The organism is Halomicrococcus gelatinilyticus, from assembly GCA_024227995.1.
GTDB classification, from domain to species: domain Archaea; phylum Halobacteriota; class Halobacteria; order Halobacteriales; family Haladaptataceae; genus Halomicrococcus; species Halomicrococcus gelatinilyticus.
In genome coordinates, this window is record CP100466.1 from 353,694 (window position 1) to 378,529 (window position 24,836).

Consider the following 24,836-nt stretch of genomic DNA (forward strand, 5'->3'; position numbering starts at 1 on the left):
CAGTGCACACCGGAACCAACTCGGCACGCCGTCCCGAGCACGTATCGACGTCAGCCTCCCCCAGATCGGCCAGATCCGGGGCGTTCGACGCCGCTGTTCGCTACCGCCGCTGCCGGAACGAGTACGCAGAGTGCTTCACCGTCCCGACGTCCCGGTGAGACGGGATCTTCCGCAGGCCGTCACACTCTTGGCTGCCGGGTTCTGACGGAATCTGCGAGGACTCACCGGACTACAGACTGCCTGTCAAAAGTCCCCTGTGAGGGAGAACACGTACACCTATGCCTCTGCCCCACGAGGGTCGGCATATGACGAGATCGAGGACGCCAGCATTCCTACTGGGCATCGTGCTCGGAGTCGCACTCGTCGCCCTGGGCGTCGGCGCGTACGTGCTTTCGGACTTCGCGAGCGTCACGGCGCTCATCCCGGCCTTCTTTGGCGTTCTCGTCGCCATCCTGGGTGTGGTCGGACGCCGACGGACGGACCAGCAACGACTGGCTGCCTACGGGATCGGCCTGCTGGCAGTGCTCGGCGTGGTGGGCTCGACGCGTGGAATCCCGGACATGATCGCGTTGCTGACGGGCGAAGCAGTCGAATCGACTATCGCGACCATCTCACAGGGCGCGATGATCGTCGTCTGTCTCGTCCTTCTCGTCGCCGTGCTACAGTTCGTCCGCGAGACGCGCACCACGACGAATCCGTGAACGACCTGCGGCCAAGAGCGAACGTGTCCCCACCAGGCGTTGGCAAGATCGCTCCCGGCGGGAAAATCGATAGACGACGAATCGAGATGGCGGATTCGCAGCTAGCTGGTCGGACCGAGCAATCGCGACGCGGTGAGTCGCCTGTTGAGCCACCCACCGAGACCACCACCCACGCTGCCGAGCAACCAGACGACGCCGACCAACACCGCGGCAGAAACGAACGCGGTTCCGGCCGCGACCACGGCCATCAGGACGGATTCACCGACAGCCGTGACGACGACCGGGTGTCCCCGGACGTCGACGAAACCGATCGCGCTTTGCCAGAGCACGATCGGCAGTCCCCCGACACAGCCCGTTATCGCGCCCGCACGAGTGCTCGCTGCCGACCGTGACTCGTAGCAGTACCCTGCGAACACGCAGGCGAGCAGGAGTGCGGACGAATCACTACTGCGGGGGAGAGACGCCGGGGTGAGTGGCCAGTTCAACACCACCGTCACCGGGATCGATGCAACTCCCAGGAAGGCCGCGAGACGAAACGTCTCGCTGGTCACGTCAGCACCGAGACTCCGAAGCGGGGACATGGAAGACCGGTCCAGGGCGAACGGGTTAGTTCTATTGCAACTACGCGCTAGCGGGCCCATACCCCCTGCAGGGGTGAGCGGACGTCGATCAGTGGAACACGCGGGAGAACGGCCTGTCCACAGCGACTTGCGAGCGGACTATCCTCGCGAATGCAACGAGTAAGCGATCAGCAGGACGCCGAGGAACTGAAACAGTCGCGTGACGAGCGTGAGCGGTTGCTGGTACCGGAGACCGAGGTAGCCCTCACGGAGAAGTAGCGAGCCGACGAAGGCGATGCTGAACGCGACGGCCGTGAGGAAAAACAGGCCCATCGAGAGCGCCCGCATCGTTCGGCTGTCGTGACGGCGATAGCCACGGTAGGCCTGGTATCCCACGTAGCTACCGACGAGTGTCGACCCGAGGGCGAGCGCGACGATAGCCCAGTCGACGACGGCGGCCACGGGAGCCATCTCAGAGGTCCTCCCACATCTTCCTGAAGCGGTCGGCGGTGTCGCTTTCCCGCTCCCCGGGGAACGATTCGTCGTCGGTGTGCCTCACTGCCGCCTCGAAGGTTCCGCTGTCCAGCTCGATAGAGACTTCCGAAAGCGTGGCCGTATAGACGCTGTAGTGATTGTTGCTGGTCCGGACCCTGGTCTGTTCGTCGAGGAGCCCGTGCGCCTGTAATCGTTCCACCCGACGGTAGACCGTCGGTTTGGACATCTCACATTCGTCGGCAAGCTGTTGTGCGGACATTGGTTTGACACTCGTTGCTGCGAGGATGTCCCGGGCGTACTCGTCGCTGAGGACGTCGAGAAGCTCGCCCAGCGGGGAATCCTCACTCACGTTTCAGTCGAATGACTGCCTGTCACATTAATAGGCACATGGGTTTCGAATACGGACGGTCACGGTGCCAGGATCCGAGAGCAGGGCGTAGCTGTCGGAGCAGTACCGCGCTACTGTGGAGGACTGCTGCGTCAACGGTGACTGCGATGGGGAGCATCGTGCTGTCAGAGGGCACGTCACCGCACTACTGGTGTCGGAGTACGTCGTCGGCTCGTTGAATCCCATCGCAGTTCGACAGACGGGCCGGTGGATAATATAAAAGTGGTGCGAGTTTCCGACCCAGAAGTTCGCGTGGTCTCAGGCCGGACAGCCCACCGACCGGCCGACTTCGATCAGGCGGTCCGTTCCGACGCCGGTTCCCCGGACGGTGTAGCCGTAGCCGTTGCAGTTCCACGAGAGCGAAGTCGTCGACCCGTGGACGAGGGTTGCCGGCTGACCGTCGAGCGTCAGGTCGTGCTCGTCGGTGTCGACGTCGAGGGGGTAGTCGAACTTCGCAACCGTGAGTTCGCGTCCCTCGGCGGCGTAGCGGAGTCCGACGCCGTCGATGCGGCCGGTCGTCCGCGTCGCGTAGACCAGTTCGAACGCGGGCGGCACGGTCGGATCCGGCACCGCGATCGAACTCCGTGCCGCCAGCTGGGCGCTACTTCGGTACCACTCCGTGTTCGGGGTGTCCGCCCGCCGTACTGTCGTGTTGGCGTCCAGTTCGGGGCGGAACGCGTCCGCTGGCACCTGTGCGTCGAACGTCACGTTCGTGTACGTCGTCGTCACCGACTGACGGGTGTCGTCGTCGGTCCACGTCGTCTGCTTGCGCAGCGGGTAGAACTGCTCGGCGTCGAGCCACAGCCGCTGTCTGTAGTGCGCCTCGCTCAGGTTGGTCGCGGGGGCGACCTCGAGCACGTACGCGTCTCGCCCGCCGACAGTATCGGTCTCGACGAACTCGACGCCGTAGCTACTGTTCGCGTCCACCTGGGGAGCGGCGGCGGCGTGTCGCGGCACGGCGGGCAACGGGGACACACCGACGGACCGCGGCCGGCCCGCGTCGTCGGTCAGTCCCGCGGCCGCGACGAGTCGTTGCAGTCGGGCAGCCGCGTGCGAATCGGTCGGCGGCCCTGTCAGCTCGACGGCGGTTACGGCGTTTCGGTCGGTGTCGTGGAGCCAGAGCGTCGATCCGTTCGAGACCTGCAGTTCGTACCGTCGCTCCAGCGCAGTCTGGAAGCGGATCCGCTTCCGGTCCGTCCCCGGGACGAGCGTGACGGTGGCGACGTTCCGAGACGTGACGGTGCCGTTCGTCCGTATCGTGACCGTCTGCGTTCCAGTGAGCGCGTCGATCGAGCGGTAGCGCTCGGTCACGTTGGCGTCGACCGAGGGGTTCGTGTCCTCTATTGCGCCCCCCGCTGCCCAGAGGATTGCGGGGAGCGCGACACCGAGGAGCACGAGTACGACGAGCGTGCGTCGGGTGACGCTGAGTGGAGGGCCGGCCATGCTAGTAACACGCTAAATGATGGTATAATTGCGTGTCGGTTGAGCTACCCACGGCTTTGGCCTCTGCTGTGTTCCGTACGTTCGACCGGTGTGTCTCGTTACTGGGTCTGTCTGACCGAGACCGTCGGTCGCTCCGCGCGTCTCCCACCGACGGTTGCCGAACGAAGAAACGGATCCCCAAAGGTGCACGCATCGTACGTACACTCCGTGTGGACACTGAAACGCCTTCGACCCCGACCGAGCTGGCCGAGTTCTACCTGCGGACGTGCAGGGGGAACGCGGCCGTCACGACCGGGGCCTTCGAGGGGCTGATGGCGACGACCGAGCGCCAGGGGAGTGTGACGCCCGGGGAGTTCGCAGAACTGCTCGACACCGATGCGCGTCCGATGCAGACCGAGACACGATGGTCTGTCGGTAACCCAGGCGACCGATCCCGTTCACGAACGTCGTGGCCGTGGCTTCGAGTCGAGGCTTCAAGTAACTCGACCGACGCAGCAAAAGGGGAGCCCACGTATCACGGGGGACGAAGAACACATCGTTCTTCATACAGGTCCGGTGCGGAGAGCCGGGTGACCCCGAGCGTGGCAAGGCGAAGTGGTTCACGTGTCCCCGTATCGCTTCAATGCAGCTGCACCACCGATACCAGCAAGTGCCGCGAGCACGCCAAGTCCAAGTTGATCTGTCTCCGTCGTGGGGGGATTCGCGGTTGGTGCATTCGTCGTTGCTGACGTCGTTCGAGAGGTGGTGGTCGCGGTGATGCCGAAGTCGGAAAGTGCGGTCCGGAGCGTGACGACATCGATGTTCCGGTCCTTCGCCATCTGAATCACCATCCGAATTCGTGATGGGGGAAGTCTCTCCTGCCACCAGCTGTGGCCGCCCAGAATACCGAGGCCGTTCTGTGATGCGATCGTATCCAGCAACGTTCCAAGTTGAGCTCTCGTGGCAGATCCTTCCCGGAACAGCATCCTGGAGAGATGGGGAAGCCGGATTTCGCTCGGTTCCATAATCTGGGGGTTTCCGCCGGCCGTGGACTCCGCGTTCGCCACAGCCGTGTAGTACTCGTCGACCATCTTCCGAGTTCGCTCCCCGTATCCGGCGTACGGCATCACGATGTTCGTCACGTTCACCCCGTAGCTCTCGAGTTGCCGTTTCGACTTTTCCAGTGCCATCCGGACGATATCTTCCGTATAATGCGTGGAGACGTCGTCACTGGCCGAAAACGACTGTCCGACCGAGGACTCGACTCCGATGAATTTGCCCCGGTCGTCGGAGCCTTTTCCAGCGACGGTGACGGTCGTCGACCGGGAACCATCGCTGACGACGAGTGTGTCGTCTGGAAAACTCCCGTGAAAGTTCTCCTCTACGTAGATTCTTCGATCGGCGGCTGCGATGTCGCGCGTGACCGTAACAGGTCCCAGCATCCGGTGTTTGACAGAATGCGACATGACCTCCCACCCTTCGTCCGCGAGTTCCTGCAGTTGGTCCGCACTCACGTTCCCGCTTTCCCCGACGTACGACGAGGGAACGGCCGAACAGGCTGGGACGCCCTCCTTGCGATGAGCTCGCTGATAGGTGTGGGTGTAATCCTCGACGGGGCCGTCGTCGTACGTGAACACCAGTTTCCCATCTGGAGGAGCAGCCGTGGCCGACATTCCGGTCACCGGTATCGCTCCTGCGACAGCCAGCCCGTTTTCGAGCACCGCCCGGCGTGTCGCCGAGTTCGGACCGTCGCTCATCGTTGCTCCCTTCGCGTAGCATCGGCACACTCGCTCGTCCGAAGCGACTGCAGCATGCGCGTTCGGTCGGCGATCTGGCTGCTCGGTGGCCAGGTGGCAGCGACACTGTTCGCTGTCGAAGTCCCGGCTTCCGCAGCGCTCTCCCAGCCCGACCACTCGAGGGCATCCGCCAGAAAGCCTGGCAAGGATCTCTTGCGGTCTTCGGTCACTGTATCGACTCTGTACGTTTGCTCACAGGCCCTACCCGGCAGCTGCTTGGTATCCCCCGTGCCGACACTGGACGGGTGCATCAGTATGTTTCCACGTAACGTCGAGCCGGTGTTTGTTATGACGATGATACACCTCTACAAGGAGATCGTTCCAGGGAGGGGTATCACCACAGGGATTCGCCGACATCGCTGCTGCGCACTGTCTCGAGCTCGATGTGTCCGTCGCCCGCGTCCCTGTACCACTCACGCTGCTTGTCTGTCCGTTCTAACCGGGACTGGAACAGCGCGGACAGCGTTGGCTCGCTACGAAAGACCCGGAAACGGAGCACCACACGGTAGTCGGAGGAACGCTACAGCGGTAGCGAGGCGAAAGCCCACGTAAAGCCGTGGGAGGAGGTCGAAGTCTGACTACCGGGGACAACTCGTACTAACGGAGAGAGCAGACCGAATGCGTCCACCGTGACTCAGATGCGTTCAGAACTCGAGGGCAACGTCCTCACGGGATGGCGTTTGGGCTAGTACTCTCGGACCTCGAGGGCAGGGATTCGCTCGAAAGCCGAGATAGGTAGTGGCGAGATTCACACCGGTCCTGGAGAACTGGTCGACTACACTGACTGCTCATAGCGCGGACTCGCTCGTCACGGCGAAACACCGGATTGAAACGACTGGTCGTGAAAGGTTGTCACATACGGAACGCCGCCGATGACCGAATCCGACCAGCCTCCGTCACCTGACCGCCTGACTGAACTCTTGGAAGATGGGGCCCACGAGGAGGCCGTGGCGTGTCTCGACCGGCTGGATACGGCCGACGCCGACGGACGCAAGCGTGCGCTACGTGCGGCCCGGAGCCTGGCCGAGGAACGACCGCGGGTCTTCGACGGACTCGCGGCTCCGCTCACGACGTTTCTGACCGACGACGATCGTGCGGTCAGACTGACGACCGGCAAGTTGTTCGTCACGCTTGCCCGGTCAGAGCCGGCTGTCGTCGTGCCGGTCGTCGGATCGCTCGCTGCCCGGTTGGCCGACGACGAGGAGTTCTACTACGTCCGTGCGCGGTGTGCCGAAGCGCTCGGGTACGTCGCGCTCGAACGTCCCGGGGAGGTCGGCGACCCGGAGATACTGGCGGACTTCCGTGTCGGGCTGTCGTTCGACGAACCGGAGGTCAAAGAGAAGCTAGCCAAGGCGTTGGCGTACGTCGCGCTGGGTGATCCGGGCCGGCTCCGACACCAGGTTCCGTCGCTGGCCGAGCATCTCGACGACGGGGGCACACTCGTCCGGTATCATCTCTGTACGGCACTTGTGGTGGTCGGCTGTGAGCGTCCGGAGAAGCTGTCCGGGACGGAAGACGCGCTCCGGGAACGACTGACCGACGAGAGTCCGTACGTCCAGGGGCGGGCGGCGGAGGCTCTCGCCCTGCTCGCGCAGTCCCGGGCGGCGGTCGACTCGGTTCCCGAACTCGACGGCATCGACGCGGTGGACGACGACACCCCGTCGTTCCTGGCCGACCGCGTGCGATTCGCCCGGAGGGTGCTGGAAGATGGCGACCAGTCGGTGCCGGATGGTCTCGGGACCGTCGACGCCGTTCGAGCCGGGACAGACGACGTCGTCGCGGAGATGAAGTCGCACGACGGCGACGACTGTCCGCACTGCGGAGTCGAACTGCCACCGGGTGGGCCGCCGATGTGTCCGCGTTGCGGAGCGCCTCGCTGAATGGTTTAGGCCGGCCTAAAGTCCGGAAGTGTTTTGTGTTATTAGGCGAGCCTAAAAACCATGTCGAGCGAACAAACGGAACGCGAGGCACCGACGCGGCGTGATTACATCAGGTACGGCGGCGCGGTCGTCGCTGGCGGCTTCTTCGCGGGCTGTTCGAGCGACAACTCCACGCCCGGGACCGATTCGACAGACACTGGCGCTGCTACTTCGACGGAGACCAGGACGACGACGGAAGGTGAATCCTCCACCGTCGAGATGGCGCCAGTCGGGGAGGTCACCTTCGAGTCGACCCCCCGGACGTGGCTCCCCTACGGTGGTGACTACGCCGACATGGGGGTCGCCCTCGGTCGAGCAGACGGGATGCTTGGCATCGGACAGGCCGGCGAGTACTACACTGACCCCTACGAGGAACTGCCTGGTGTGAGCGTCGACGAGGACGAGATAGCGGCGAACGACCTCGTCGAGGCCGGGATGTCCAAAGAGCTATTCTACGAGCTCGACAGCGACGTCCACGTCATCGATCCGGGGATGCTGCGCAACTGGTTCGACTGGAGCGACGGCGACATCAGGGAGATCCGCGAAAACGTGGCGCCGTTCCTCGGCAACATGATATTCCGGCGGTCCGATAGCTGGCACGACTACCGGTACTACACGCTCTATCAGGCCTTCGAGAAGATGGCCGCGCTCTTCGGAGAACGCGACCGCTTCGAGGCCCTGAAATCACTCCACGACGAGTTCATCGCCGACGTACAATCACGGCTGCCTCCTGCCGCCGAGCGACCGAACGTCTTTCTCACCTACGAGGGGAAGGACGAGCCAGAGACGTTCTCGCCGTACCGACTCAACGACGCGGGTACGAGCAAGAAACAGTGGAACGACCTCGGGGTCAGCGACGCGCTCGCCGGTACCGGTATCGAGAACCTGAGCACGGAAAACCGGGGCGAGCTCGACTACGAGAACCTGCTCACCATCGACCCGGACGTGCTTCTGATCCGGGGCCACGAGGACAAATCGGCCGCGGAGTTCCGGGACGTCGTCCTCGGATACATGGAAGAACACCCGGTAGCGAGCGAACTGACGGCCGTCCAGAACCGGCGGGTGTACCGGGGCGGATACCTCCGGCAGGGGCCGATCCACAACCTGTTCCTGACGGAACGCGCCGCGAAGCAACTCTACCCCGACGTCTTCGGCGAGGTAACCGCTGACGAACGACTGTTCGACCGCCAGCGAGTCGCCGACATCGTCAACGGGGCGTAGTCTACGACGTAGTTCGCTTCGCTCGCTCCTCGAGGCCGGGGCCCCCTCGAATCACGTCGACTGGGAGAGGACCAGGCTCACCCCGCCGTCCCGACGACGTCGTCCTCGGGTTGCCACAGCGAGTACGGTCCCGTCCCGAGCGCGACGATACCGAGCGACCCCAGCAGGACGACGACGTTGAGCGGGTTCACGCCGGCGGTGGCGATGGCGACGACCATGACGACGGCGAGCGCGGCCGCGGCGACCCGACCGGCGAAGCCGAGCACGAGCATGACGAGCGCCGCCACCTCGACGGCTCCCACGAGCACGACGGTCAACTCGGGTGCGGGAAGCCCGAGACTCGCGAAGAAGTCGACCTGGCCGCGGTAGTCGAGGAACTTGCCCGTCGCCGGTGTGGCGACGACTATCGCGACTACCGCCCGGAGGACGAGCGGAAGAAAACGTGTCGCCACCATCTACACCCCCAGTCTCCCGCGCAGCATCGACACGCCGGTCCGGACGCGCGACGGCCGCTCGACGAGCGCCATCTCCGTCTCCGTCAGGGAGAAGTCGAACACGTCCAGATTCTGTTCCAGGTGGTCGCGCGACGTCGCCTTCGGGATGGCCACCACGCCGTCGTGCTGGACGACCCAGCGCAGTGCGACCTGGGCGGGGGTCTTACCGTACTTGCGCCCGATCTGGGTCAGGACGTGGTCGTCGACGAGGCCGCCGTGGGCGAGCGGGCTGTACGCCGTCAGCAGCACGTCCGCCTCGCGACAGTAGTCGAGCAGTTCCGTCTGCGGGTTGAACGGGTGGAACTGCACCTGGTCGGCGACGGCGGGTGCCCGCGAGACCCTGCGGGCCGTCTGCAACTGGTCGCGGTCGAAGTTGCTCACCCCGACGTGGCGGGTCGCGCCCTCGTCGCGCAGGTCCGACAGCGCACCCATCACCTCCGCCGTCGACGCGAGCGGGTTCGGCCAGTGTATCAGCAGCAGGTCGACGTAGTCGGTGCCGAGTCGCGCGAGGCTCTCGTGCACCGACCCGCGGATGGCGTCCGCGCTGCGGTGCATCGGCCGGACCTTCGTCGTCAGGAACACCTCCTCGCGGTCGACGTCGGCGGCGGCGATCGCCCGGCCGACGTCGCGTTCGTTGTCGTACGCCTGTGCGGTGTCGACGTGCCGGTAGCCGAGCGCCAGCGCCGTAGCCACTGCGTTCCGGCAGGTTCGCCCGCTGGTCCGCCAGGTCCCCAGCCCCACGACCGGCACATCCTGGCCGTCGACCGTCTCGTACTCCATACGTCGGGAGTCGACGCGGACCGACAAATAGCGAGTGGCGGCTGTGCCGAGGAGCCGTCAGTGCGCGGTGAAGGGTGCGCCACCGCACACACCCTCGTCCGACGCCGCAGCTACAGCGCCAGTCACCGCACCTTCAGCACCCCGCACACCCACAGCGTTCGCGTCGCCGGTCGGGCCGCGCTCCTTATTCTGCTCGCGCACCAACAGGTGACAGGATGTCCGTCATCGCCACGTTCTACCTCGAAACCCCGGTCCTCCGGCGAGCCCTGCGGGACGTCCCCGACATCTCCGTCTCCGTCGAACAGCAGACCGCGACGGACGCGTCGGCGACGACGATGGTCTTCTGGGCGAGCGACGGCGACTTCGCGGCGTTCGAGGACGGTCTCGACGCCGACCCGACGGTGACGGACCCGACGCTCCTCGCCGACGTCGACGGGACGCGGCTGTACCAGGTGCGGCTGACGGAGGAAGGCGAGGAGGTCGTCACCTACCAGAGCTGGGCGAACCTCGGCGCGGTCTTCCTCTCGTCGGAGCGGGCGGGCGACGGCTGGCAGGTCCAGCTCCGGTTCCCCGACCAGGAGAGCGTCCAGGAGTACGTCTCGTTCTGCCGGGAGAACGGCCTCACGCTGGAGCTCGAACAGATACACAGCGCCGACAGTCGCGGCCGCGACGCGCTCCCACTCACCGACCTCCAGCGCGAGACGCTGCTCACCGCGGTCGAGATGGGGTACTTCTCGGTGCCCCGCGAGGCCTCGGCGGAGGACCTGGCCGAGCGCCTCGACGTCTCCCACCAGGCCGTCTCGGAGCGGCTTCGACGCGGTACCGAAGCGCTCGTCACCGCCACCATCGGCGAACCGGCGGACGCCGAGTGAGGTGGAACGTGGTGCTCCGGTGCCACGAGTCGCGGTCGTGAGGACTGCTGGCAGAGCAGGACGGGAGGGAGCGGGGCGGGGCGACTCCGGTCACGCCAGTCCTCACGCGGGGGCTTTCCTCGGACCGGCCGACGGTTGCGTCGGGAACGTCGTCCGCCTGCGGACGCCGACAGCACTACTGACCCACCCGGTCGGCCGGTCCCCGACCGTCCAGGCGACCAGTTGCGCGTCCGATGCGTGGTCGCCATCCCCGTGCTGGGCGGGACCGTACGCCTCCCGAACGGCCACCCCGGGGGTCGACGGCCGTTCGTGCCGTCGCTGGCCGTACATCTCGCGCAGGTCGTCGACCGGGTCGGCGGCGTCATCCGGGAGCTGGACGTCCTTCATGGGAGCAGACGTAGTTCGGCTATCCGCAAGACGTCGTCCCCTGGTAGCGCAAGCCCCCCAAGTAGGGTACGAAGCGGGACGGCAGACCCCCGTCGACCGGCGGTCAGTCCAGGCTGTCCAGACAGTCCCCGCAGTAGTCGGCGTAGCGCGGGTTCGGCTGGCCACAGTCCGGACAGCGCACGGTGCCGACGTCGCTCGACGCGACGGAGTCCGCGGCGGGCCCGCCACCGACGGCCGTGCGGAAGAAGCGTTCGGGGATCGGCCCGTCGGAGAACCGGCCGGACTCTCCGTTCAACGTGCGGTTGACGAGGTTGTCGTTGCGAAGGGCCATCAGCCCTCGCCAGAGGCCGAGAAACAGAATCGTCGGCGCGACGACGAGCACGCCCGCGACGACGAGGCGGAATACGATTTCGGCGTTCACAGACGGACGTATACGCTGAACGGTTAATTCTTTTAGGAATCGCGACCGCGGTCACCACTCCTCGTCGCTGGCGACCGGGTCGCGCGTCTCGCAGTGCGGACAGCGGTTCCGGTAGCGCTCCAGGTCGGTGCCGCAGTAGCGACACGTGTACTCGCCGTCAGGCACCGACGTGCCGGACGCACCGCGGCGGTCGAACGCGCCGGCCCGGAACGCCAGTACGCCGCCGACGATGGCGAGGCCTGCGACGACCGCGACGACGACCGGTCCGCCGACCCCGTCGGGGACGACCTGCGTCCCGCCGAGGCCGCCGCCCCGGAGGAAGCGTCCGCCGGTGGACAGCACGACGAGCAACAGCAGGAGTCGGACGAGACGGCGCCTGCCCGGCCCCCGGTTTCCCCTCGGTTGCATGGTCGTGCTCGGGGTCGAGCGAAGATAAGGCTTCGGCGGCGGCCTACGCCAGTTCGGCGAAGAACCGCCCGTGGAAGTCGAACGGGACGGCGTGGGGAAGGGGTGCGCGGGCCAGTTCGGAGAACGAGTCGCCGTCGAGGACGACGAGGACCGACCGCCCGGCGTCGTCGTCGAGCGCGACGGTGAGCACGACGCCGTCGTCCTCGGCCGTGCCGTCGGGCCGCGGGACGAAGATGGGTTCGCTGAAGTGGTCCCCCGCGGCAGCGAACGTGCGTGCCGACCCGGAGACGGTGTCTATCTTCGTCACCGACCGCGGCCACTCGGTCACCGGCTGGTCGGTCCCCTGTGCGTACACGTACCGGTGCTCGCGACACCACCGCGCAGGCGAGACGGTCGGGAGCGCGGTCCCGTCGTAGATCGTCCGGCGGTCGACGGCGGCGTCGGCCGTCCCCAGGTGGACGCGGAACCGCTCGAGACGACCGCCGAAGGCGTCGAGGTCGCCGGCGCGGAGCGCGTCGAGGTAGAGGTGGTCGATGGACGCCGCGTCGGGGACGGTCTCGAGGTCGATGACGAGGTCGTCGTCGTCCTCGAAGGCGTTGGCGTGGTGGAACCCGAAGAAGGGCTCCGTCCGCGGCTGTGCGACCAGCTCGCCGGTGTCGCGCTCGAGGACGAGGAATCGCGTGCCGCGCTCGGGTCGCCACTCGTAGTTGTCGACGAACGGCCCCTGCTTGCCGGGACGGAGGAAGTCCATCGGGTCGACGACGAACGGGAACTCGGTGAGCACGACGTAGTTCGGCGTCAGCGCGAAGCTGTGCATGTACGCGGGTTCGTCGACGGCGACGGAGCCGACGTGGTCGCGCTCGGTGGGCGACGCCATCGAGTAGACGTGGTACTCGCTCGACCGCCCGAACGCCGTCTCGAAGTTCACCATCTCGCCGGTCGCCGGGTCGCGGTTCATGTGCGCGCAGGCGAGTCGTCCCGCGGGTTCGGACCCGTCGTACTGGACGTGCCCGCGGGTCTCTAACGTGGCGGGGTCGAACTCGACCCAGCGCGGCGTCTCGGTCAGCGCGAGATATCGGTCGCCGATCCGCTCGGCGATGACGTTCGCGTTGTCGTAGGGGTCGTCGAGGACGAACGCCTTCAGGCGCTCGCGGAGCGTCGTCTCGCCGGTTGCGAACCCGCCGTCGAACTCGCCGTCGCGGGCCGCCTCGTACGCCTCCGTCCGCAGGAAGCGGTTGCGGTAGGTGACCCCGTCGTCGAAGGTGAACTGGTGGAGCATAGCCAGCCCGTCGAACCAGTGGTCGACCGCCTCGTCGCCGAGTTCGAACGCGCCGGGACCGTTGCGGACGAGGCTCCCCGAGAGCCAGTCCGGAATCCGCCCCTCGACAGGTAGCTCGCCTGTGACCTCCTCCCTGAGCGAGTGGAATCCGAGCGGGGGCTGGGACGACATTCGTCCCTACGACCACCCGACGCCCCCTAATAGTTCGGGCGGCGCTCGTGGAGAAGGGGCGCTACGACGGACGCCCGCAGTGGCGACCGGTCACTCCCCGTTCGACTCAGCGCCTGTCGTCCCCTCGCCGGACATCCGGACGGTCAACACCGGCACGTCGGAGGCCCGCACCACCTTTTCGGTGACGCTTCCGAGGAGGAACCGGCCAACTCCGGTGCGGCCGTGGGTCCCCATGACGACGAGGTCGACGTCGTGCTGGTCGCTGTAGTCGAGGATGGCCCGGTGGGGCGTTCCGCGGCCCACCACCGCCTCCGTCGTTCCGACGCCTGCGTCGTGAGCTGCGTCGACCACGTCGTCGATCGCTTGCTTCCCCTCGGTCTCGAGTTCACCGAGTATCTCACCGGTGTCGACGTCCATCGGTAGCGCCCGCGTGTCGACCACGTAGAGGACGTGCAGGACCGCGTCGAACGCCGCCGCGAGTTCGGCTGCCTCCTCGACCGCGCGTCGTGACCCCTCGCTCCCGTCTGTCGGCACCAGAATCTCCTCGTACATACCCTCACGTTCGTCCCGGCGACCCAAAACGGTTAGCCGGGGACCCGGAGCGATGCCCGGGCAGTCCGGTGCGACGGCGGCCGAACGCATATGTCGTCTCGAACCGACCGTGCGGCCGTGTCCGACGCCGCCGCTTCCGACCCCTCGTCGGTGACGCGCGTGCGACGGTCGCCCGCCGAGGCCCAGGCGTGGTACTCGACGCTGAGCCGCTGGTACGGGACCGTCGCGACGCCGTTCGAGGCGGACGCGCTCGACGCCGGCCTGTCGCTGCTCGACGCCGCGCCGGGCGAGTGCGTCCTCGACGTCGGGACGGGGACCGGCGAGGCGATCGGCCCGCTGGCCGAGGCCGTCGGCGAGGACGGACGGGTCGTGGGCGTCGACATCGCCGCCGGCATGTGTCGCGTCGCGCGCGAGACGGTGGTCGCGGCGGGCGTCGCCGACCGGGCGACGGTCGCCTGTGCCGACGCGAGGGGCCTGCCGCTACGGGACGGCACCGTCGACGCGATGCTGGCGAGTTTCACGCTCGAACTGTTCGACACGCCCGTGCTCGGGGACGTCCTCGACGAGTGGCAACGCGTTCTCGGGGACGACGGCCGGCTCTGCGTCGTCGCGCTCTCGAAGCGTCCGGAGACGGTCGCGGTACGGGCGTACGAGCGGCTTCACGAGGCGTTCCCGCGCTACCTCGACTGCCGGCCCATCTACGTCCGGGCGACGCTGCGGGAGGCCGGATTCGAGGTGGAGACGGCGCTCGACCTGCGCCTGTGGGGGCTGTCGGTCACGGTCGCGCTCGCCCGGCCGGCGTTCAGGTAGGTCCCGTCCGAAGTCCGGGCAGGTGAGTCGTCTCGCGGTCACGCCCCGAGGGAGTCACCTCAACGGCCGATAGACCGGAACATCCGTTCCGATACCGATGAGGAGACGGCCGGTACTACGCCGGAACCGTCACCTTCGCAGCGGTCTGTCGCTCGAGTTCGGTCTGACGCCAGTGTTCGAGCGTCGTGAGTGCCGAGATCACCGCGACGTTGTCCGTCTCACCGTCGAGGTGAGCCTCCTGATAGTCACGGACCACGTCGCCGTCGAACAGGTCGCGGTCGCAGACGGCATCGAGCAGGCCGTTCAGGAACGAGTTCATCCGGCGATCGTCTCGATACCACTTGCCCTGCATCGTCTCTCTCGTGTCGAGCAGTCGCTTTTTCGCCTGTTTCGCAGTGAATCCGATCCCGTGCGCAACTTTCGAGGTCGCGGGTCCGAACCCGGTCCGGTCGTACGGAATCCGGTTGAGGTCGCCGCCGACGGTGCGCATGACCTCGAGCTTCAGCGGTGAGATACCGCAGGGAATCCTTCCGTTCGTGAAGGGAACGGTCGGTCGCTGATACGATTCTACTGGTAGTTTTGCGAGATGGTCGAGTAGTGGGCCGTGAGCGAACGGAACTCTCGTGCCGGCCTGGCTTCGATAGAGTTTGTTTCCACGGAAGTGCCTGTTCGCGTACAGCTGCCAGTTGACGTCGAGGAGTCTCGATTTATCGTTCCGGAACGGACTGCGTTCCAGCAACGTTTCGAACGATCGCTTCGGTTCGACGTCCTCGGTCAACAACGCCCGAACGTCCTGTGCCGACAGTTGCCGCTTCAGGTCGTACAGCGTCTCGAGCGGCGAGTCCCACTGGAACGCGGAGTAGTTCTCGCCGAAGAACTCCCCCTGTGCACACGCTTCGAAGATCACGTCCGCATTCGACGAGACGTCCTTCATCGCTGCAGGGAGATTGACGTAGTACGACCACTGGTTCATCCCATCCGTGAGCCCGACGCCCTTCTGGATCGCATCGACACAGCCATCAGCCGTGTACTCGCTCACGTAGTGCGGAATATCGAGTCGCTCGGCAACCTGCCGTGCACCAGCACAGTCTTTCCCCCAGTGGGAGCCGTACGTGAACGCAGTGAAGGACTCGACTTCGTCGGTAACGACCGATGCCATGGTCCGACTGTCCAGCCCACTCGAGAGCCAGAGGCCAAGGTCGCCATCGACCGTCTCGACCAGTTTCTCGACGCTCTCCCGATAGTGGTCGACCGTCCGCTCGACGTAGCCCTCTGCCGGCGCTGTTCCGAACCCTGGCGTCCAGTACCGTTCTTTCGAAATCACACCGTCCCTGTATCGAAGATAGCTGCCAGGCTCGAGCGACTCGATCTCGTCGACGAGCGTCTTTCGACCGAGGACGGCACCAGTCAGGAGGAGATCGCCGATGGCCTGGGTGTTCAGTCGAACGTCGTGCAGTTGCGTGAGCAGCGCTTTCAACTCCGATGCGAACAGAAATCCCCCATCCGTCGTGTAATAACACGGCCGGGTCGCTGATTTATCGGTCGCGACGATCGCTGAACCTCGCTGATCGACGCATGCGATCAGGAATGGACCAGACAGCCTGGGAAGAATCGCATCCGGACGGTCGAGGACCGCCCGAAAGACGTCGGCGGTACTCATGCCAAGTGCTTCTCGGTTCGAAATCACCCCGTGGAGAACCCCACCTCGACTGTTCGCAGTCCAGACGGTGTGCGCGTTCGGGTCTTTCTCCCCGTGATTGACGGACGCAAGGCCGTACGTTCGCCCCAGAACGTCGTCGGTCTCGTACCAGCGTTCGTGCATCATCGAGTCCGACATCGCCTCGAGACTACGCCTATCGACCGTCCCACCGGCTATACCGGGCATAGCCTCACGATCAGGACGAACCTATATTGTTATGCTTCCGTTGCTAACAGTGTAGCCGCCACGTACCATCGCTGAAAGACGACCTCGTACTGCTCGCTCTACGAGGCACGGCAGCCTATCGTCGATACGTGTCGGTCCGGCCGGAGTGGGACACTACGACACGCCGCCACGGAAACAGGACGCCCCAGTTCACGAAGCGAGGGGCGGGCAAGCCCGGGCGCGGTAGATGGGAGACGTCCGACGGCGTCGGTTCCGGCGACGACCGGTCTTACTCTCGTTCGTACGTGACAGTCCGACCCCAACTGCTTATCTTCCCCCAGAGGCCGGAACGCATACACTCGAGTTCGACGATCTGGGAGTTGTCGACGAACAGGTTCACGTTCGGGCCGAAGTTCTTGATGTACCATTCGAACATCTCGGGGCCAGGCGCTTCGAACACCAGATTCTCGGTGCCCAGCTCGTTGGCGATCTGGTAGGCAACGTCAGTGCGCCACTCCTTGACTTCCTCGGTGATACCCTCTGCCTCGACCATCAGGAGGTCGGCACCGGCCTCGAGATGGCGCTTGCCTTCCTCGATGGCCTGCTCCGGACTCTGCTGCCCGCCGCGCTCCAGTTCCTCCGGGTCGGAGGCACCGCCAGCCCCGAACTGGACGTTGATCTCGGGTTTGGGTTTGATGTCGTACTCCTGCACCAGTTCGGTAAGCGCCACCATGTCGTCGGTGCCAGTGGCGAGGAACCCACTGGAGATCTCCAGGATGTCGAAACCCAGGTCCGCTGCCTCCTCGATGTAGTCTTCGACCTTGTCGTGGTCGCGAACGAGGACGTTCTCGATGAAGCCGCCGGTCGATACCCTGACGTCGTGTTCGTGGCAGATATCGATGAGTTCGCGGACGGCGTCCTCCGGCATCAGCGCGAACGACCCGCCGCTGAATTTGTAGATGTCGACGTACCAGCCCATCGTTTCGAGAATGTCGCGTAGCTCGCGGGGCCCCATCGGGTCGTAGTATGGGCCGCGAATCTCGGTGATTCCCGTCGTTCGGGGTTTGTCCGGTCGGTCGTTGTGATGGAGGAAGTCGAACGCGCGGTTTTCGGGTGGCATAGTCGTTGGTAGCGCGACGGGTGTTCACTTAGGGACTGGGGCCCGTCAGGTGAGCGTTGCCGACCGAACGGCGAGCGTGGCAACTCCTCGTGCCACCTGTGCCGTCGCTGGGCAGGTGTCCACGTTCGTCGACGCCGAAAAAAGCCGGGAGTCGGTCGAGTTAGTTACCGCGACGGGTCGTCAGCATCGCAGCGGCGAGGAGTGCGACGACCGCGATAGCGACACCGAAGCCGGGCTGACCGCCGTCGTTGGACGTGGTCGTGGTGGTGCTATCATCGTCGGCCGCGCCCATGCTGTCGGTGGACGTCGTGTCGGCCGGGTCGGACTCGGTCGTCGTAGTCGTCGTGGTCGACTCGTCCGCCGCGCTCGACGAATCGGTCGTCGAGTCGTTCGCCGGGTCGCTCGACGTCTGGTTCTGGCTGCCTGCTTCGTCGTTCGAGGTGCTGTCGTGTGGGTGTTCGTGACTGGAATCGTCGTGTGGGTGCTCGTGATCGGAATCGTCGTGGGGATGCTCGTGGCCCTGGCCGCCGTCGTGGGGGTGTTCGTGACCACCGTCGTGCGGATGCTCGTGGCCGGGGGACTCGGTTCCGTCGCTCGCGTTGGATTCCGCCACCTGACGGTTCTCGTTGCTCTGGTAGGTGACCTGCAGTGCGGTCGCCTCACCGTCGTTTTCGGCGACCGCCAGCGCGTTGTACTGCTGGTTAACGTTCACCTGTTCGACGTACTGTAGCTGTGAGACGTCGGCAGCGGCCATCTGTTCGTTGGTCTGCTCGTGGCCGTTGTCGTAGTCGACCGACCACGTCGAACGGTCCCCGGTCTCGTCGCTGTTGTACAGCGCCGTGGTGCTGTTCTCCACGTTCGTCGCGTTCGCGGCTCCGATCTGGCTGTTGTAGTTGCTCTGGTAGCTCGTCTGGTACGCCGTGGCCGTGCTGTTGTTGAGCGCGATGGCCGTCGCGGCGTTCTGCATGTTGATGTTCTGCTGCGAGACGTTCTGGTACTGGAGCACGCGGGCGTCTGCGCCCTGGCTGCCGTCGTGCTCGTGACCGTCGCCGTCGTCACCGTCGGCGTGCATCGCACCGAGGTTCGCCTGCCCCGAGTCCGACGAGTCCGTCGAGTCCGACGAGTCGGACGTTTCGACGTCGTCGGAGGACGGTTCGATGCCGGCCGTTGCGACGAACTCTATCGGAGTCATCGGGACGTAGCTGTTCGCGCTCGCGGAGGCGACCTGCGCGTTGATGTTGGTCTGCTGGGTGAACTGGACCGCCTTGGCGGTGCTGTTCTCGCCGACGGCGATCGCGATCGCCGATCCCTGCAGGTTGACGTTGCGCTGGTCGACGTCCTGAAGCTGGGCCACCGCGGAGTCGGCGTCGCCACCGTGGTGGTGACCGGCGTTGGACGCGTTGGCGACGCCCTCCTGGACGTTCACGTTGCGCTGGATGCTGCGCTGGATCGCCGTCGCGTTGCTACCGTTCTCGGCGATCGCCAGCGCGGTGCTCTGGTTGTTGTAGTTCAGCTGGTCGACGTCCTGGTCCTGGATCACCGACGCGTCGGCACCCGAGGAGCTGGATTCGTCGCCGTTCTCGACGACCCAACCGGAGTACGTCGTCGAACCGTCGTCGTTGGCGAAGATGATGTTCACGTCGTCGACGTCCTCGAACGTGACGCTCTGCTCGGGCGCGTCCGAGCGGGTCGACTCCGCCTCACCGGACTGGGTGTTGTAGTTGTTCTGGACCGCGCGCTGGATCGCACGGGCCTGGCCGCCGTCTATCGAGATGGCGACCGCTTTCCCCTTCTGGTGGACGTTCAGCTGGTCGACGTCCTGGTACTGGATGACCTGGGCGTCGGAGTCCGACTGGCCGTCGGTGTCAGTCGCACCCGTGCTCGCCTGGTCCTTGTGCTCTTCGACCCACGACTCGAGGTCCCCGTCCGCCGGGTTGGCACCGAAGACGAGGTACACGTCGCCGTCGTCCGCCTGCACGATCTGGGTACCGGCCGAGTCGCCAGTACCGGCGCCGGCCGATTGGGCGCCGACGACGCCCGCACTCGGGGCCGTGATCAGCATCGCGCCGAACAGCACGACGCACAGTGTTCGTAGTTTACTGTTCATCATTTTATCAGATGTCTTCCTTCGATTCGTCCTGATTCATCGTTTGTTACTCGGTCATAGCTCCGCAAGCAGCGTTAAGCCCGGTATTGGCCTTTGTTATTGACAGGTTGAGCAGGGGGAGGGGAGAGCTTAATCGACGACAGGGCGGACGTACCCATCATCGAGACAGATTGTCGCCGCCATCCTTCGAACTAGGAAAACACACATCTCGAACGCTCCATCGATACAATACGTCACACGAGATGTGAATAAATCGGATATCGAACCGGTTCAGGGAGGATAAGACTGCCAAGTGATAGTTAAGCCGACAAAATCGGGCCGGGACGCTGCACGTACCACGAAAACGAATGATAGGATGTTGATACATGCGGGGGTCGACCACGGCGGACGCTCCGGAATTGGGGCATCGAGACGGACTCGACGGCCCGACGGTGGGGCCAGGACGCTACCGGACCAGATGACGGCGGGGCCTCTCGGTCGGCACCCCGACTCGGCGACCGGCGACGTCGACCCGCTTCGAGTCGAGCACAGCACACCGGGTCACCGCCATCACGTCGCTAGCGAGGTTGCCCGGTCGATCGACATTCCCCTGTCCATCCGGGAACCCGCGAGCGCGACTCCGACGACAGACGCTGACGCGTCGGCGTTGACGTCAGCGCGTTGGCGTTGGCGTTCATCATCGCGAGCGCGACCGCGTGCGTGGGACGGTTATCCCGGCCATCCAGTGCCACGGCCACCCACGGGTTCCGCATCCACTCCGGTTGGCGACCGACGAACTCGACGACGACCGAGAGGTGCGCCTGCTGGAGCGCGACGCACCGTCGTTTCCGCACCGATCGCCGTTCCCCGATGGCGTCGAACAACCCCCAAGCTGGATTATCCCCGCGAGAGAACGACGAAAACGACGAGTTCGACCGCGACCACGTGGCGTTGACGGGACGGAATCCACACAGTGGTCCAACGGCCAACAGTTGAACGGCGACGCATCTCGTCGAACGGTGGCGAACGGGACGTGAACGCCCACCCCGAGATTCCGAGCGCGAAAGCGGGTAACGGATTTTGAGCAAGCGAACGCTCGCGAGCCGTGTGAACTGCCCACAGAGTTTCCGTTCACTGCTTCGAGTTGTTCGAGGGCCGTGACGACGCGGGCTGTTCGAAGGATGGTCGGAAATAAAGCCCGAACGCCACGAATCCCCACTCTCGGGTCGCTTTCGGCGATTGAACTGGCTCTCTGTCCGTTACCGGCGAGAAATCCAGATTCACGGCCGAACGAAACCGTTCAGCCCGCTTAACGGAGACCGGGGTTGAAATACGAATCCGTCGAGGCTGGTTCTGGTGGCAGAGAGCGCCGCGCCGAGCGATGGTCGCTCGGGAGGTGATTCCGTCGTGGACGCTCACAGCCCAACCAGGTAAACCATGAGAAAGATAATCACGATCATCGCGAGTCTGATGCTCGTATCGACAGTGTTCGCCGGCGGTGCCATGGCCCACAGTGGCAGTAGCTCCGACGGCGGAGAGGACGGCACTGAAGTTGAAGTCGAGCAAGAGGCCGATGCAGAAGTCGAGCAAACGCAGGTCGTTTCACAGAAAAACACCATCGACGACCAGTGGGGCGTCGCCGCTAGCGTCGACCTCGGTGACGGTAGCAGTGGCGATAGTACCGTCAGCAACGTGAATGTTCAGACCAACAACAATCAGCAGGTCGCCGAAGTGGAAGCCGAGAACGAAATCGAGTACGAGGGCTAACGACCCTACCGACGGCGCAGACCGGGCGAATTTTTCCGAGGGACGTCGATAAGACTCCGAGACGGTAGTCCGTTCTCACCTGCTCACGGCGTACACTAACCGAGTGCGAATACGTCACGACCAACGTCGGCACGCTGCGTTGACCGACACAGCTAGACGAGACGGCTGTGACCCGATGCTCGCCCACGTTCTCGGGGAGAAACGCACCAGCCCCCGGAGAGCGCGCTTCGGTGCCAGCGAAGCGTCATTGGCCGTCCCAGCGTCGCTGGTTCGCGTCGAGGGACGTCGTCTCGACCGACCACACGGTAGCAGGGAGGTGACTTCGACACGTGGCAGAGCACGCTGGACGGCGCACGGTGTGCGACGGACGCGACGGAAGAATGAGCGAGCGTCCGAGGGTACGGTACCGGACTCCCGTGTATGACCGAGTCGTCGAAGGAGTGTCGCCGAGATGGACGAACGTCAGGTCACATCCGACGACCGAAGACGGCGAGTGACCGCCTGGTTACGCTTCGGCCTCGCTGGAGTCGCCGACGTTGAGGTTGGACGCCGAGGCGATGCCGATCTGGCTGTTGTCGTTCGACTGACCGATGTCGACGGTGACCGTCGAGTTGCCGCCGGTCGCCGTGGCGTTGACCTCACCGACGTAGTTGGACTGGCCGACCTCCTGGGCCTGGTCGACGATGGCGGTGGCGTCCTGGTCGACAGCGCCGTCGTCAGCGCCGCCGTGGCCGCCGTCGTGGTGGTGACCGCCGTCGTGGTGACCGCCGCTGGAGCCCGAGGCCGTCTTCGCGCCCGAGCTACCGCCGTTGGCGTTCTGGTCGTCGGCGTTCACGTTTGACGCCGAGGCTTCGCCCTGCTGCGTGTTCGCGTTCGACTGGTCGATGCTCACGTCGACCGTGGCGTTGCCGGCGGCCTGCGCGCCGTCGTCGCCGTTCATGCCGTCGTTGCCGTCAACGAGGTCACATGACGTGATCTCTCCAGACTTAGGCGGAGGGCCCTGACCCTCTCCCTCGTTCGGGAATGTGCACATCTCGCCGTTGAACTGCGTAACGACGATCTGACCTAGGTTTGCGTTAGACGACCACTCAGCTCGGACCGGCTGGCCTTCCGAGTTGAACTCAGTGGCAGTCAAGCTGACTGGGGGTCCGTCCTGATCCTGCCGCTCGAATATTTCGTCCTCTTCATTCCACACGAAGGTAGCAAGGACCACTTCGTTCCCCTCATTATAGAACTCGACTTGCTGGATACCGCCAGCGTCGTCGCCGTCGCCGTTACCATCTTCCGCCTCGCCCGCGTTCGCGGTGGCGTTGACGGATTCGACGACGTTGTCCTGGTCGACCAGCTGGTCCTGATCGACGACCGCTGTCGCGTTCTGTTCGACTGCGCCGTCGGCAGCGCCGCCGTCGTGGTGACCACCGTCGTCGTGGCCGCCACCGTGGCCGCTACTGTGGGCGGCCGCAGCGCCGGCGAACCCCGTCGTCATCAGGGTGCCGACCATCGTCAGTACGAGTAGGATTCGAAATGCCTTCTTCATGTTGTCATCCGGGGCGGGTCCGGCTGCGAGCCGACGGCCGGCGATTCAGCGCCGACCGCCCTCGTACCGGGGTTCTGCCCCGCGAAACGGTGATGACGAATTCCTATTTCAATCCCGGTCACCGTTGGTTCGTTTAGCTATCCCGTTCCGGAAGTTATGCGCAATCGAACGTGAGTCAACGACCGACTTGGGTTGAGAAAAGACGTCGGTACGCGTTTCCAACGGGACGACAGCGACGCCGTTACGCATCTCCCGCGATGCGTTCCCGGCCACCGGGGTCGTTCAGGTGTCGCAACCGGAAAATTAGCACTGCCGAAGGCGTGTCAACGAGACACAGGCGTTGAGAAAAGACGTCGGTACGCGTTTACAAGGAGACCACAGTAGACTGGAGTAGAGTCGTTATGCACGCCCGGGTACGCGTTCACGACGCACCAGACAGCGTGCGCCGCCACCGTCAGGCGCGAACGTGTCTACAGGTACGGACGACCTGTTGAGGCCCGGTAGCATCGCTACGCTCGCCACGAACGGTGCGAACGGTTCGAACGACGGCATCGCGCCCTGGCACGGCGACGAGTCGGCGTGGGTCGGCAGTCCGTCCACGTACCGCAATGGGTCCAGCGGTCGGACCCGGGCGACCAGCGGTCGGGTCGTCCCGGATCGTCCCCGACGTCGCGTCGTTCGGCTCCGAGACGTCGGGATGGTCGACGGAGTATCGGCAGGCCGCCTCGATGACGAGAAGGACCAGGGACTGCTCGCCGCGTTCGGACGGGGCAGCGAGTTCGTGGTTCGACGACGCCCCGACCGTCTGGAACGCCACACATGTCTGGAGGCGGTTCCGGGGAGAGTTGGTCCTGGGGGCGGTGCAGTGCGTCGCGAAAGTCCGACCGACGGGGGAACGAGTGCGTGGACGTTCGCCTAATCGTCGCCGTCGGATTCCGTGGCGTTGGAGACGCTCACGGCGTCGACGTCGACCGAGTTCGACCGGACGACCACGCTCACGTCGCCGTCCTCGTCGGTCCGGACGACACCGTTCTCGCGAACCTCGTCACAGGTCCGGACCGTCGCGTCGGACTCGTTCGCGGAGATGGAGATACGGCACTGGTCGCCGTTCGACCGGACGACCTGGGTCGAGTTCAGTTCGACGGAGACGTCGGTGCCATTCGCAGAGACGACCGAATCGCCCTCGACGACCGAGTAGCTCCGGACCACCGAGTCGCTCTCGACGGTCACCACGTCCTGGTCGACGCCCACGGTCGTCGTTCCGTCGTCGTTCGTTTCGGTATCGTCGTCGGAGTCCGCGTCATCGCTAGCGTCGCCACCGAGTGCCGGCCCGGCGCCGGCGAACCCCACCATCAGCAGCGTTCCGACGACCGCCAGTACGAGCAGTAACCTGGGTCCTTCGTTCATGTTCTGCCCCGGAACGGGAGTGCGTCGTTCGAGGACGCGGCCGACGACACGTCGCCGCTCGACCGTCGGTCGGCCGTCCCGCCCCCGGGCAACGCCGACGACAGAGGCCTATTTTAAACGTGAACACCGTTGGGTTCGTTCAGCTCCGTTTTCGCGGGATTTTTCGGGCGGCGAACGTGACGCGAACGGGGGCGGGACGAGCGAAGGAGGCCGTAGAACGGAGTCCTGTCCGGAAATCTGGCCAGTCGGGGTCGGGGTGGGCGACGTTCCTACCGGCGCGCGGACACTCGCGTTCCGCCGTGCGAGCCGCGAGGTCCGAAAACGGAGTAGACACCGCCTGTCGCGACGTTGTACTGCGTGTACCCCGGGCGGTCGGCCG

Annotated in this window: 23 protein-coding genes; 6 read left to right on the plus strand and 17 right to left on the minus strand. The window is 65.1% G+C overall.

Features of this window, described 5'->3' with window-relative positions:
* The first annotated feature begins 305 nt into the window (after positions 1 to 305).
* Positions 306 to 701, plus strand: a complete 396-nt coding sequence (locus NKT36_RS17000; protein ID WP_327053579.1) for a hypothetical protein — start codon at positions 306 to 308, stop codon at positions 699 to 701.
* A 101-nt stretch (positions 702 to 802) separates the two neighbouring features.
* Here NKT36_RS17000 and NKT36_RS17005 read toward each other — a convergent pair whose 3' ends face one another.
* From NKT36_RS17005 to NKT36_RS17025, 5 genes are all read right to left on the minus strand, one after another.
* Positions 803 to 1,282, minus strand: coding sequence for a DUF5518 domain-containing protein (locus NKT36_RS17005; protein ID WP_327053580.1), 480 nt, complete (start codon positions 1,280 to 1,282; stop codon positions 803 to 805).
* Between the two features lie 138 nt (positions 1,283 to 1,420).
* Positions 1,421 to 1,732: a DUF7521 family protein gene (locus NKT36_RS17010; protein WP_327053581.1), complete on the minus strand. Its 312-nt coding sequence runs from the start codon at positions 1,730 to 1,732 to the stop codon at positions 1,421 to 1,423.
* Position 1,733: 1 nt separating this feature from the next.
* Positions 1,734 to 2,105, minus strand: a complete 372-nt coding sequence (locus NKT36_RS17015; RefSeq protein WP_327053582.1) for an ArsR/SmtB family transcription factor — start codon at positions 2,103 to 2,105, stop codon at positions 1,734 to 1,736.
* A gap of 297 nt (positions 2,106 to 2,402) precedes the next feature.
* On the minus strand, positions 2,403 to 3,587 hold the full coding sequence (locus tag NKT36_RS17020; protein WP_327053583.1) for a LolA family protein: 1,185 nt from the start codon (positions 3,585 to 3,587) through the stop codon (positions 2,403 to 2,405).
* Positions 3,588 to 4,186: 599 nt separating this feature from the next.
* Positions 4,187 to 5,323 (minus strand): polysaccharide deacetylase family protein, encoded by a 1,137-nt coding sequence (locus NKT36_RS17025; RefSeq protein WP_327053584.1) that lies wholly within the window; start codon positions 5,321 to 5,323, stop codon positions 4,187 to 4,189.
* Between the two features lie 911 nt (positions 5,324 to 6,234).
* Between NKT36_RS17025 and NKT36_RS17030 the strand changes: the two genes are divergently transcribed.
* Together NKT36_RS17030 and NKT36_RS17035 are read left to right on the plus strand one after the other, a co-directional pair.
* Positions 6,235 to 7,242, plus strand: coding sequence for a HEAT repeat domain-containing protein (locus NKT36_RS17030; protein WP_327053585.1), 1,008 nt, complete (start codon positions 6,235 to 6,237; stop codon positions 7,240 to 7,242).
* 60 nt (positions 7,243 to 7,302) lie between these two features.
* On the plus strand, positions 7,303 to 8,502 hold the full coding sequence (locus tag NKT36_RS17035) for an ABC transporter substrate-binding protein (protein WP_327053586.1): 1,200 nt from the start codon (positions 7,303 to 7,305) through the stop codon (positions 8,500 to 8,502).
* Positions 8,503 to 8,579: 77 nt separating this feature from the next.
* On the opposite strand, the gene NKT36_RS17040 is transcribed toward NKT36_RS17035, so the two are convergent.
* Positions 8,580 to 8,957 carry a DoxX family protein gene (locus tag NKT36_RS17040; protein ID WP_327053587.1) on the minus strand — a complete coding sequence of 126 codons (378 nt, stop codon included), beginning with the start codon at positions 8,955 to 8,957 and terminating at the stop codon, positions 8,580 to 8,582.
* Positions 8,958 to 9,776 (minus strand): aldo/keto reductase, encoded by an 819-nt coding sequence (locus tag NKT36_RS17045; RefSeq protein WP_327053588.1) that lies wholly within the window; start codon positions 9,774 to 9,776, stop codon positions 8,958 to 8,960. It lies immediately after the preceding gene.
* Positions 9,777 to 9,991: 215 nt separating this feature from the next.
* Here NKT36_RS17045 and NKT36_RS17050 point away from each other — a divergent pair, with 215 nt between their 5' ends.
* The gene (locus tag NKT36_RS17050; RefSeq protein ID WP_327053589.1) at positions 9,992 to 10,648 is read left to right on the plus strand and encodes a helix-turn-helix domain-containing protein; all 657 of its coding nucleotides are present in this window, start codon (positions 9,992 to 9,994) and stop codon (positions 10,646 to 10,648) included.
* Between the two features lie 102 nt (positions 10,649 to 10,750).
* Here the strand turns inward: NKT36_RS17050 and NKT36_RS17055 are convergent, their stop codons facing one another.
* From NKT36_RS17055 to NKT36_RS17075, 5 genes are all read right to left on the minus strand, one after another.
* The gene (locus NKT36_RS17055; RefSeq protein ID WP_327053590.1) at positions 10,751 to 11,035 is read right to left on the minus strand and encodes a hypothetical protein; all 285 of its coding nucleotides are present in this window, start codon (positions 11,033 to 11,035) and stop codon (positions 10,751 to 10,753) included.
* A 103-nt stretch (positions 11,036 to 11,138) separates the two neighbouring features.
* Positions 11,139 to 11,456: a DUF7577 domain-containing protein gene (locus NKT36_RS17060; protein WP_327053591.1), complete on the minus strand. Its 318-nt coding sequence runs from the start codon at positions 11,454 to 11,456 to the stop codon at positions 11,139 to 11,141.
* A 51-nt stretch (positions 11,457 to 11,507) separates the two neighbouring features.
* Positions 11,508 to 11,864 (minus strand): hypothetical protein, encoded by a 357-nt coding sequence (locus NKT36_RS17065; protein WP_327053592.1) that lies wholly within the window; start codon positions 11,862 to 11,864, stop codon positions 11,508 to 11,510.
* 43 nt (positions 11,865 to 11,907) lie between these two features.
* Entirely contained in the window at positions 11,908 to 13,314 is a 1,407-nt protein-coding gene (locus tag NKT36_RS17070) for a carotenoid oxygenase family protein (RefSeq protein WP_327053593.1), read from the minus strand.
* Positions 13,315 to 13,404: 90 nt separating this feature from the next.
* Entirely contained in the window at positions 13,405 to 13,866 is a 462-nt protein-coding gene (locus NKT36_RS17075; RefSeq protein WP_327053594.1) for a universal stress protein, read from the minus strand.
* A 117-nt stretch (positions 13,867 to 13,983) separates the two neighbouring features.
* On the opposite strand from NKT36_RS17075, the gene NKT36_RS17080 reads away from it, so the two are divergent.
* A complete protein-coding gene (locus NKT36_RS17080) occupies positions 13,984 to 14,676 on the plus strand; it encodes a class I SAM-dependent methyltransferase (RefSeq protein WP_327053595.1) in 693 nt (230 codons plus the stop codon).
* 115 nt (positions 14,677 to 14,791) lie between these two features.
* Here the strand turns inward: NKT36_RS17080 and NKT36_RS17085 are convergent, their stop codons facing one another.
* The 3 genes from NKT36_RS17085 to NKT36_RS17095 all read right to left on the minus strand — a co-directional run bounded on the left by NKT36_RS17085 (position 14,792) and on the right by NKT36_RS17095 (position 19,722).
* Positions 14,792 to 16,561 carry an asparagine synthase-related protein gene (locus tag NKT36_RS17085; protein ID WP_327053596.1) on the minus strand — a complete coding sequence of 590 codons (1,770 nt, stop codon included), beginning with the start codon at positions 16,559 to 16,561 and terminating at the stop codon, positions 14,792 to 14,794.
* Positions 16,562 to 16,829: 268 nt separating this feature from the next.
* Positions 16,830 to 17,660, minus strand: coding sequence for a phosphosulfolactate synthase (locus NKT36_RS17090; RefSeq protein ID WP_327053597.1), 831 nt, complete (start codon positions 17,658 to 17,660; stop codon positions 16,830 to 16,832).
* A 160-nt stretch (positions 17,661 to 17,820) separates the two neighbouring features.
* Positions 17,821 to 19,722: a PGF-CTERM sorting domain-containing protein gene (locus NKT36_RS17095; RefSeq protein WP_327053598.1), complete on the minus strand. Its 1,902-nt coding sequence runs from the start codon at positions 19,720 to 19,722 to the stop codon at positions 17,821 to 17,823.
* A 1,461-nt stretch (positions 19,723 to 21,183) separates the two neighbouring features.
* On the opposite strand from NKT36_RS17095, the gene NKT36_RS17100 reads away from it, so the two are divergent.
* On the plus strand, positions 21,184 to 21,513 hold the full coding sequence (locus NKT36_RS17100; protein ID WP_327053599.1) for a hypothetical protein: 330 nt from the start codon (positions 21,184 to 21,186) through the stop codon (positions 21,511 to 21,513).
* 505 nt (positions 21,514 to 22,018) lie between these two features.
* On the opposite strand, the gene NKT36_RS17105 is transcribed toward NKT36_RS17100, so the two are convergent.
* Together NKT36_RS17105 and NKT36_RS17110 are read right to left on the minus strand one after the other, a co-directional pair.
* Complete coding sequence (locus tag NKT36_RS17105) at positions 22,019 to 23,050, minus strand: hypothetical protein (protein ID WP_327053600.1); 1,032 nt, start codon at positions 23,048 to 23,050, stop codon at positions 22,019 to 22,021.
* Positions 23,051 to 23,965: 915 nt separating this feature from the next.
* On the minus strand, positions 23,966 to 24,457 hold the full coding sequence (locus NKT36_RS17110; protein WP_327053601.1) for a hypothetical protein: 492 nt from the start codon (positions 24,455 to 24,457) through the stop codon (positions 23,966 to 23,968).
* Positions 24,458 to 24,836 lie beyond the last annotated feature (379 nt).

Bases quoted from the DNA above. Each gene is read 5' to 3' on its own strand.
- NKT36_RS17050 (WP_327053589.1), top strand. From the start codon at position 9,992: ATGTCCGTCATCGCCACGTTCTACCTCGAAACCCCGGTCCTCCGGCGA.
- NKT36_RS17055 (WP_327053590.1), bottom strand. From the start codon at position 11,035: ATGAAGGACGTCCAGCTCCCGGATGACGCCGCCGACCCGGTCGACGAC.
- NKT36_RS17090 (WP_327053597.1), bottom strand. From the start codon at position 17,660: ATGCCACCCGAAAACCGCGCGTTCGACTTCCTCCATCACAACGACCGA.
- NKT36_RS17040 (WP_327053587.1), bottom strand. From the start codon at position 8,957: ATGGTGGCGACACGTTTTCTTCCGCTCGTCCTCCGGGCGGTAGTCGCG.
- NKT36_RS17110 (WP_327053601.1), bottom strand. From the start codon at position 24,457: ATGAACGAAGGACCCAGGTTACTGCTCGTACTGGCGGTCGTCGGAACG.
- NKT36_RS17070 (WP_327053593.1), bottom strand. From the start codon at position 13,314: ATGTCGTCCCAGCCCCCGCTCGGATTCCACTCGCTCAGGGAGGAGGTC.
- NKT36_RS17030 (WP_327053585.1), top strand. From the start codon at position 6,235: ATGACCGAATCCGACCAGCCTCCGTCACCTGACCGCCTGACTGAACTC.
- NKT36_RS17000 (WP_327053579.1), top strand. From the start codon at position 306: ATGACGAGATCGAGGACGCCAGCATTCCTACTGGGCATCGTGCTCGGA.
- NKT36_RS17095 (WP_327053598.1), bottom strand. From the start codon at position 19,722: ATGCTGATCACGGCCCCGAGTGCGGGCGTCGTCGGCGCCCAATCGGCC.
- NKT36_RS17025 (WP_327053584.1), bottom strand. From the start codon at position 5,323: ATGAGCGACGGTCCGAACTCGGCGACACGCCGGGCGGTGCTCGAAAAC.
- NKT36_RS17020 (WP_327053583.1), bottom strand. From the start codon at position 3,587: ATGGCCGGCCCTCCACTCAGCGTCACCCGACGCACGCTCGTCGTACTC.
- NKT36_RS17010 (WP_327053581.1), bottom strand. From the start codon at position 1,732: ATGGCTCCCGTGGCCGCCGTCGTCGACTGGGCTATCGTCGCGCTCGCC.
- NKT36_RS17075 (WP_327053594.1), bottom strand. From the start codon at position 13,866: ATGTACGAGGAGATTCTGGTGCCGACAGACGGGAGCGAGGGGTCACGA.
- NKT36_RS17100 (WP_327053599.1), top strand. From the start codon at position 21,184: ATGAGAAAGATAATCACGATCATCGCGAGTCTGATGCTCGTATCGACA.
- NKT36_RS17105 (WP_327053600.1), bottom strand. From the start codon at position 23,050: ATGAAGAAGGCATTTCGAATCCTACTCGTACTGACGATGGTCGGCACC.
- NKT36_RS17005 (WP_327053580.1), bottom strand. From the start codon at position 1,282: ATGTCCCCGCTTCGGAGTCTCGGTGCTGACGTGACCAGCGAGACGTTT.
- NKT36_RS17035 (WP_327053586.1), top strand. From the start codon at position 7,303: ATGTCGAGCGAACAAACGGAACGCGAGGCACCGACGCGGCGTGATTAC.
- NKT36_RS17085 (WP_327053596.1), bottom strand. From the start codon at position 16,561: ATGCCCGGTATAGCCGGTGGGACGGTCGATAGGCGTAGTCTCGAGGCG.
- NKT36_RS17065 (WP_327053592.1), bottom strand. From the start codon at position 11,864: ATGCAACCGAGGGGAAACCGGGGGCCGGGCAGGCGCCGTCTCGTCCGA.
- NKT36_RS17045 (WP_327053588.1), bottom strand. From the start codon at position 9,776: ATGGAGTACGAGACGGTCGACGGCCAGGATGTGCCGGTCGTGGGGCTG.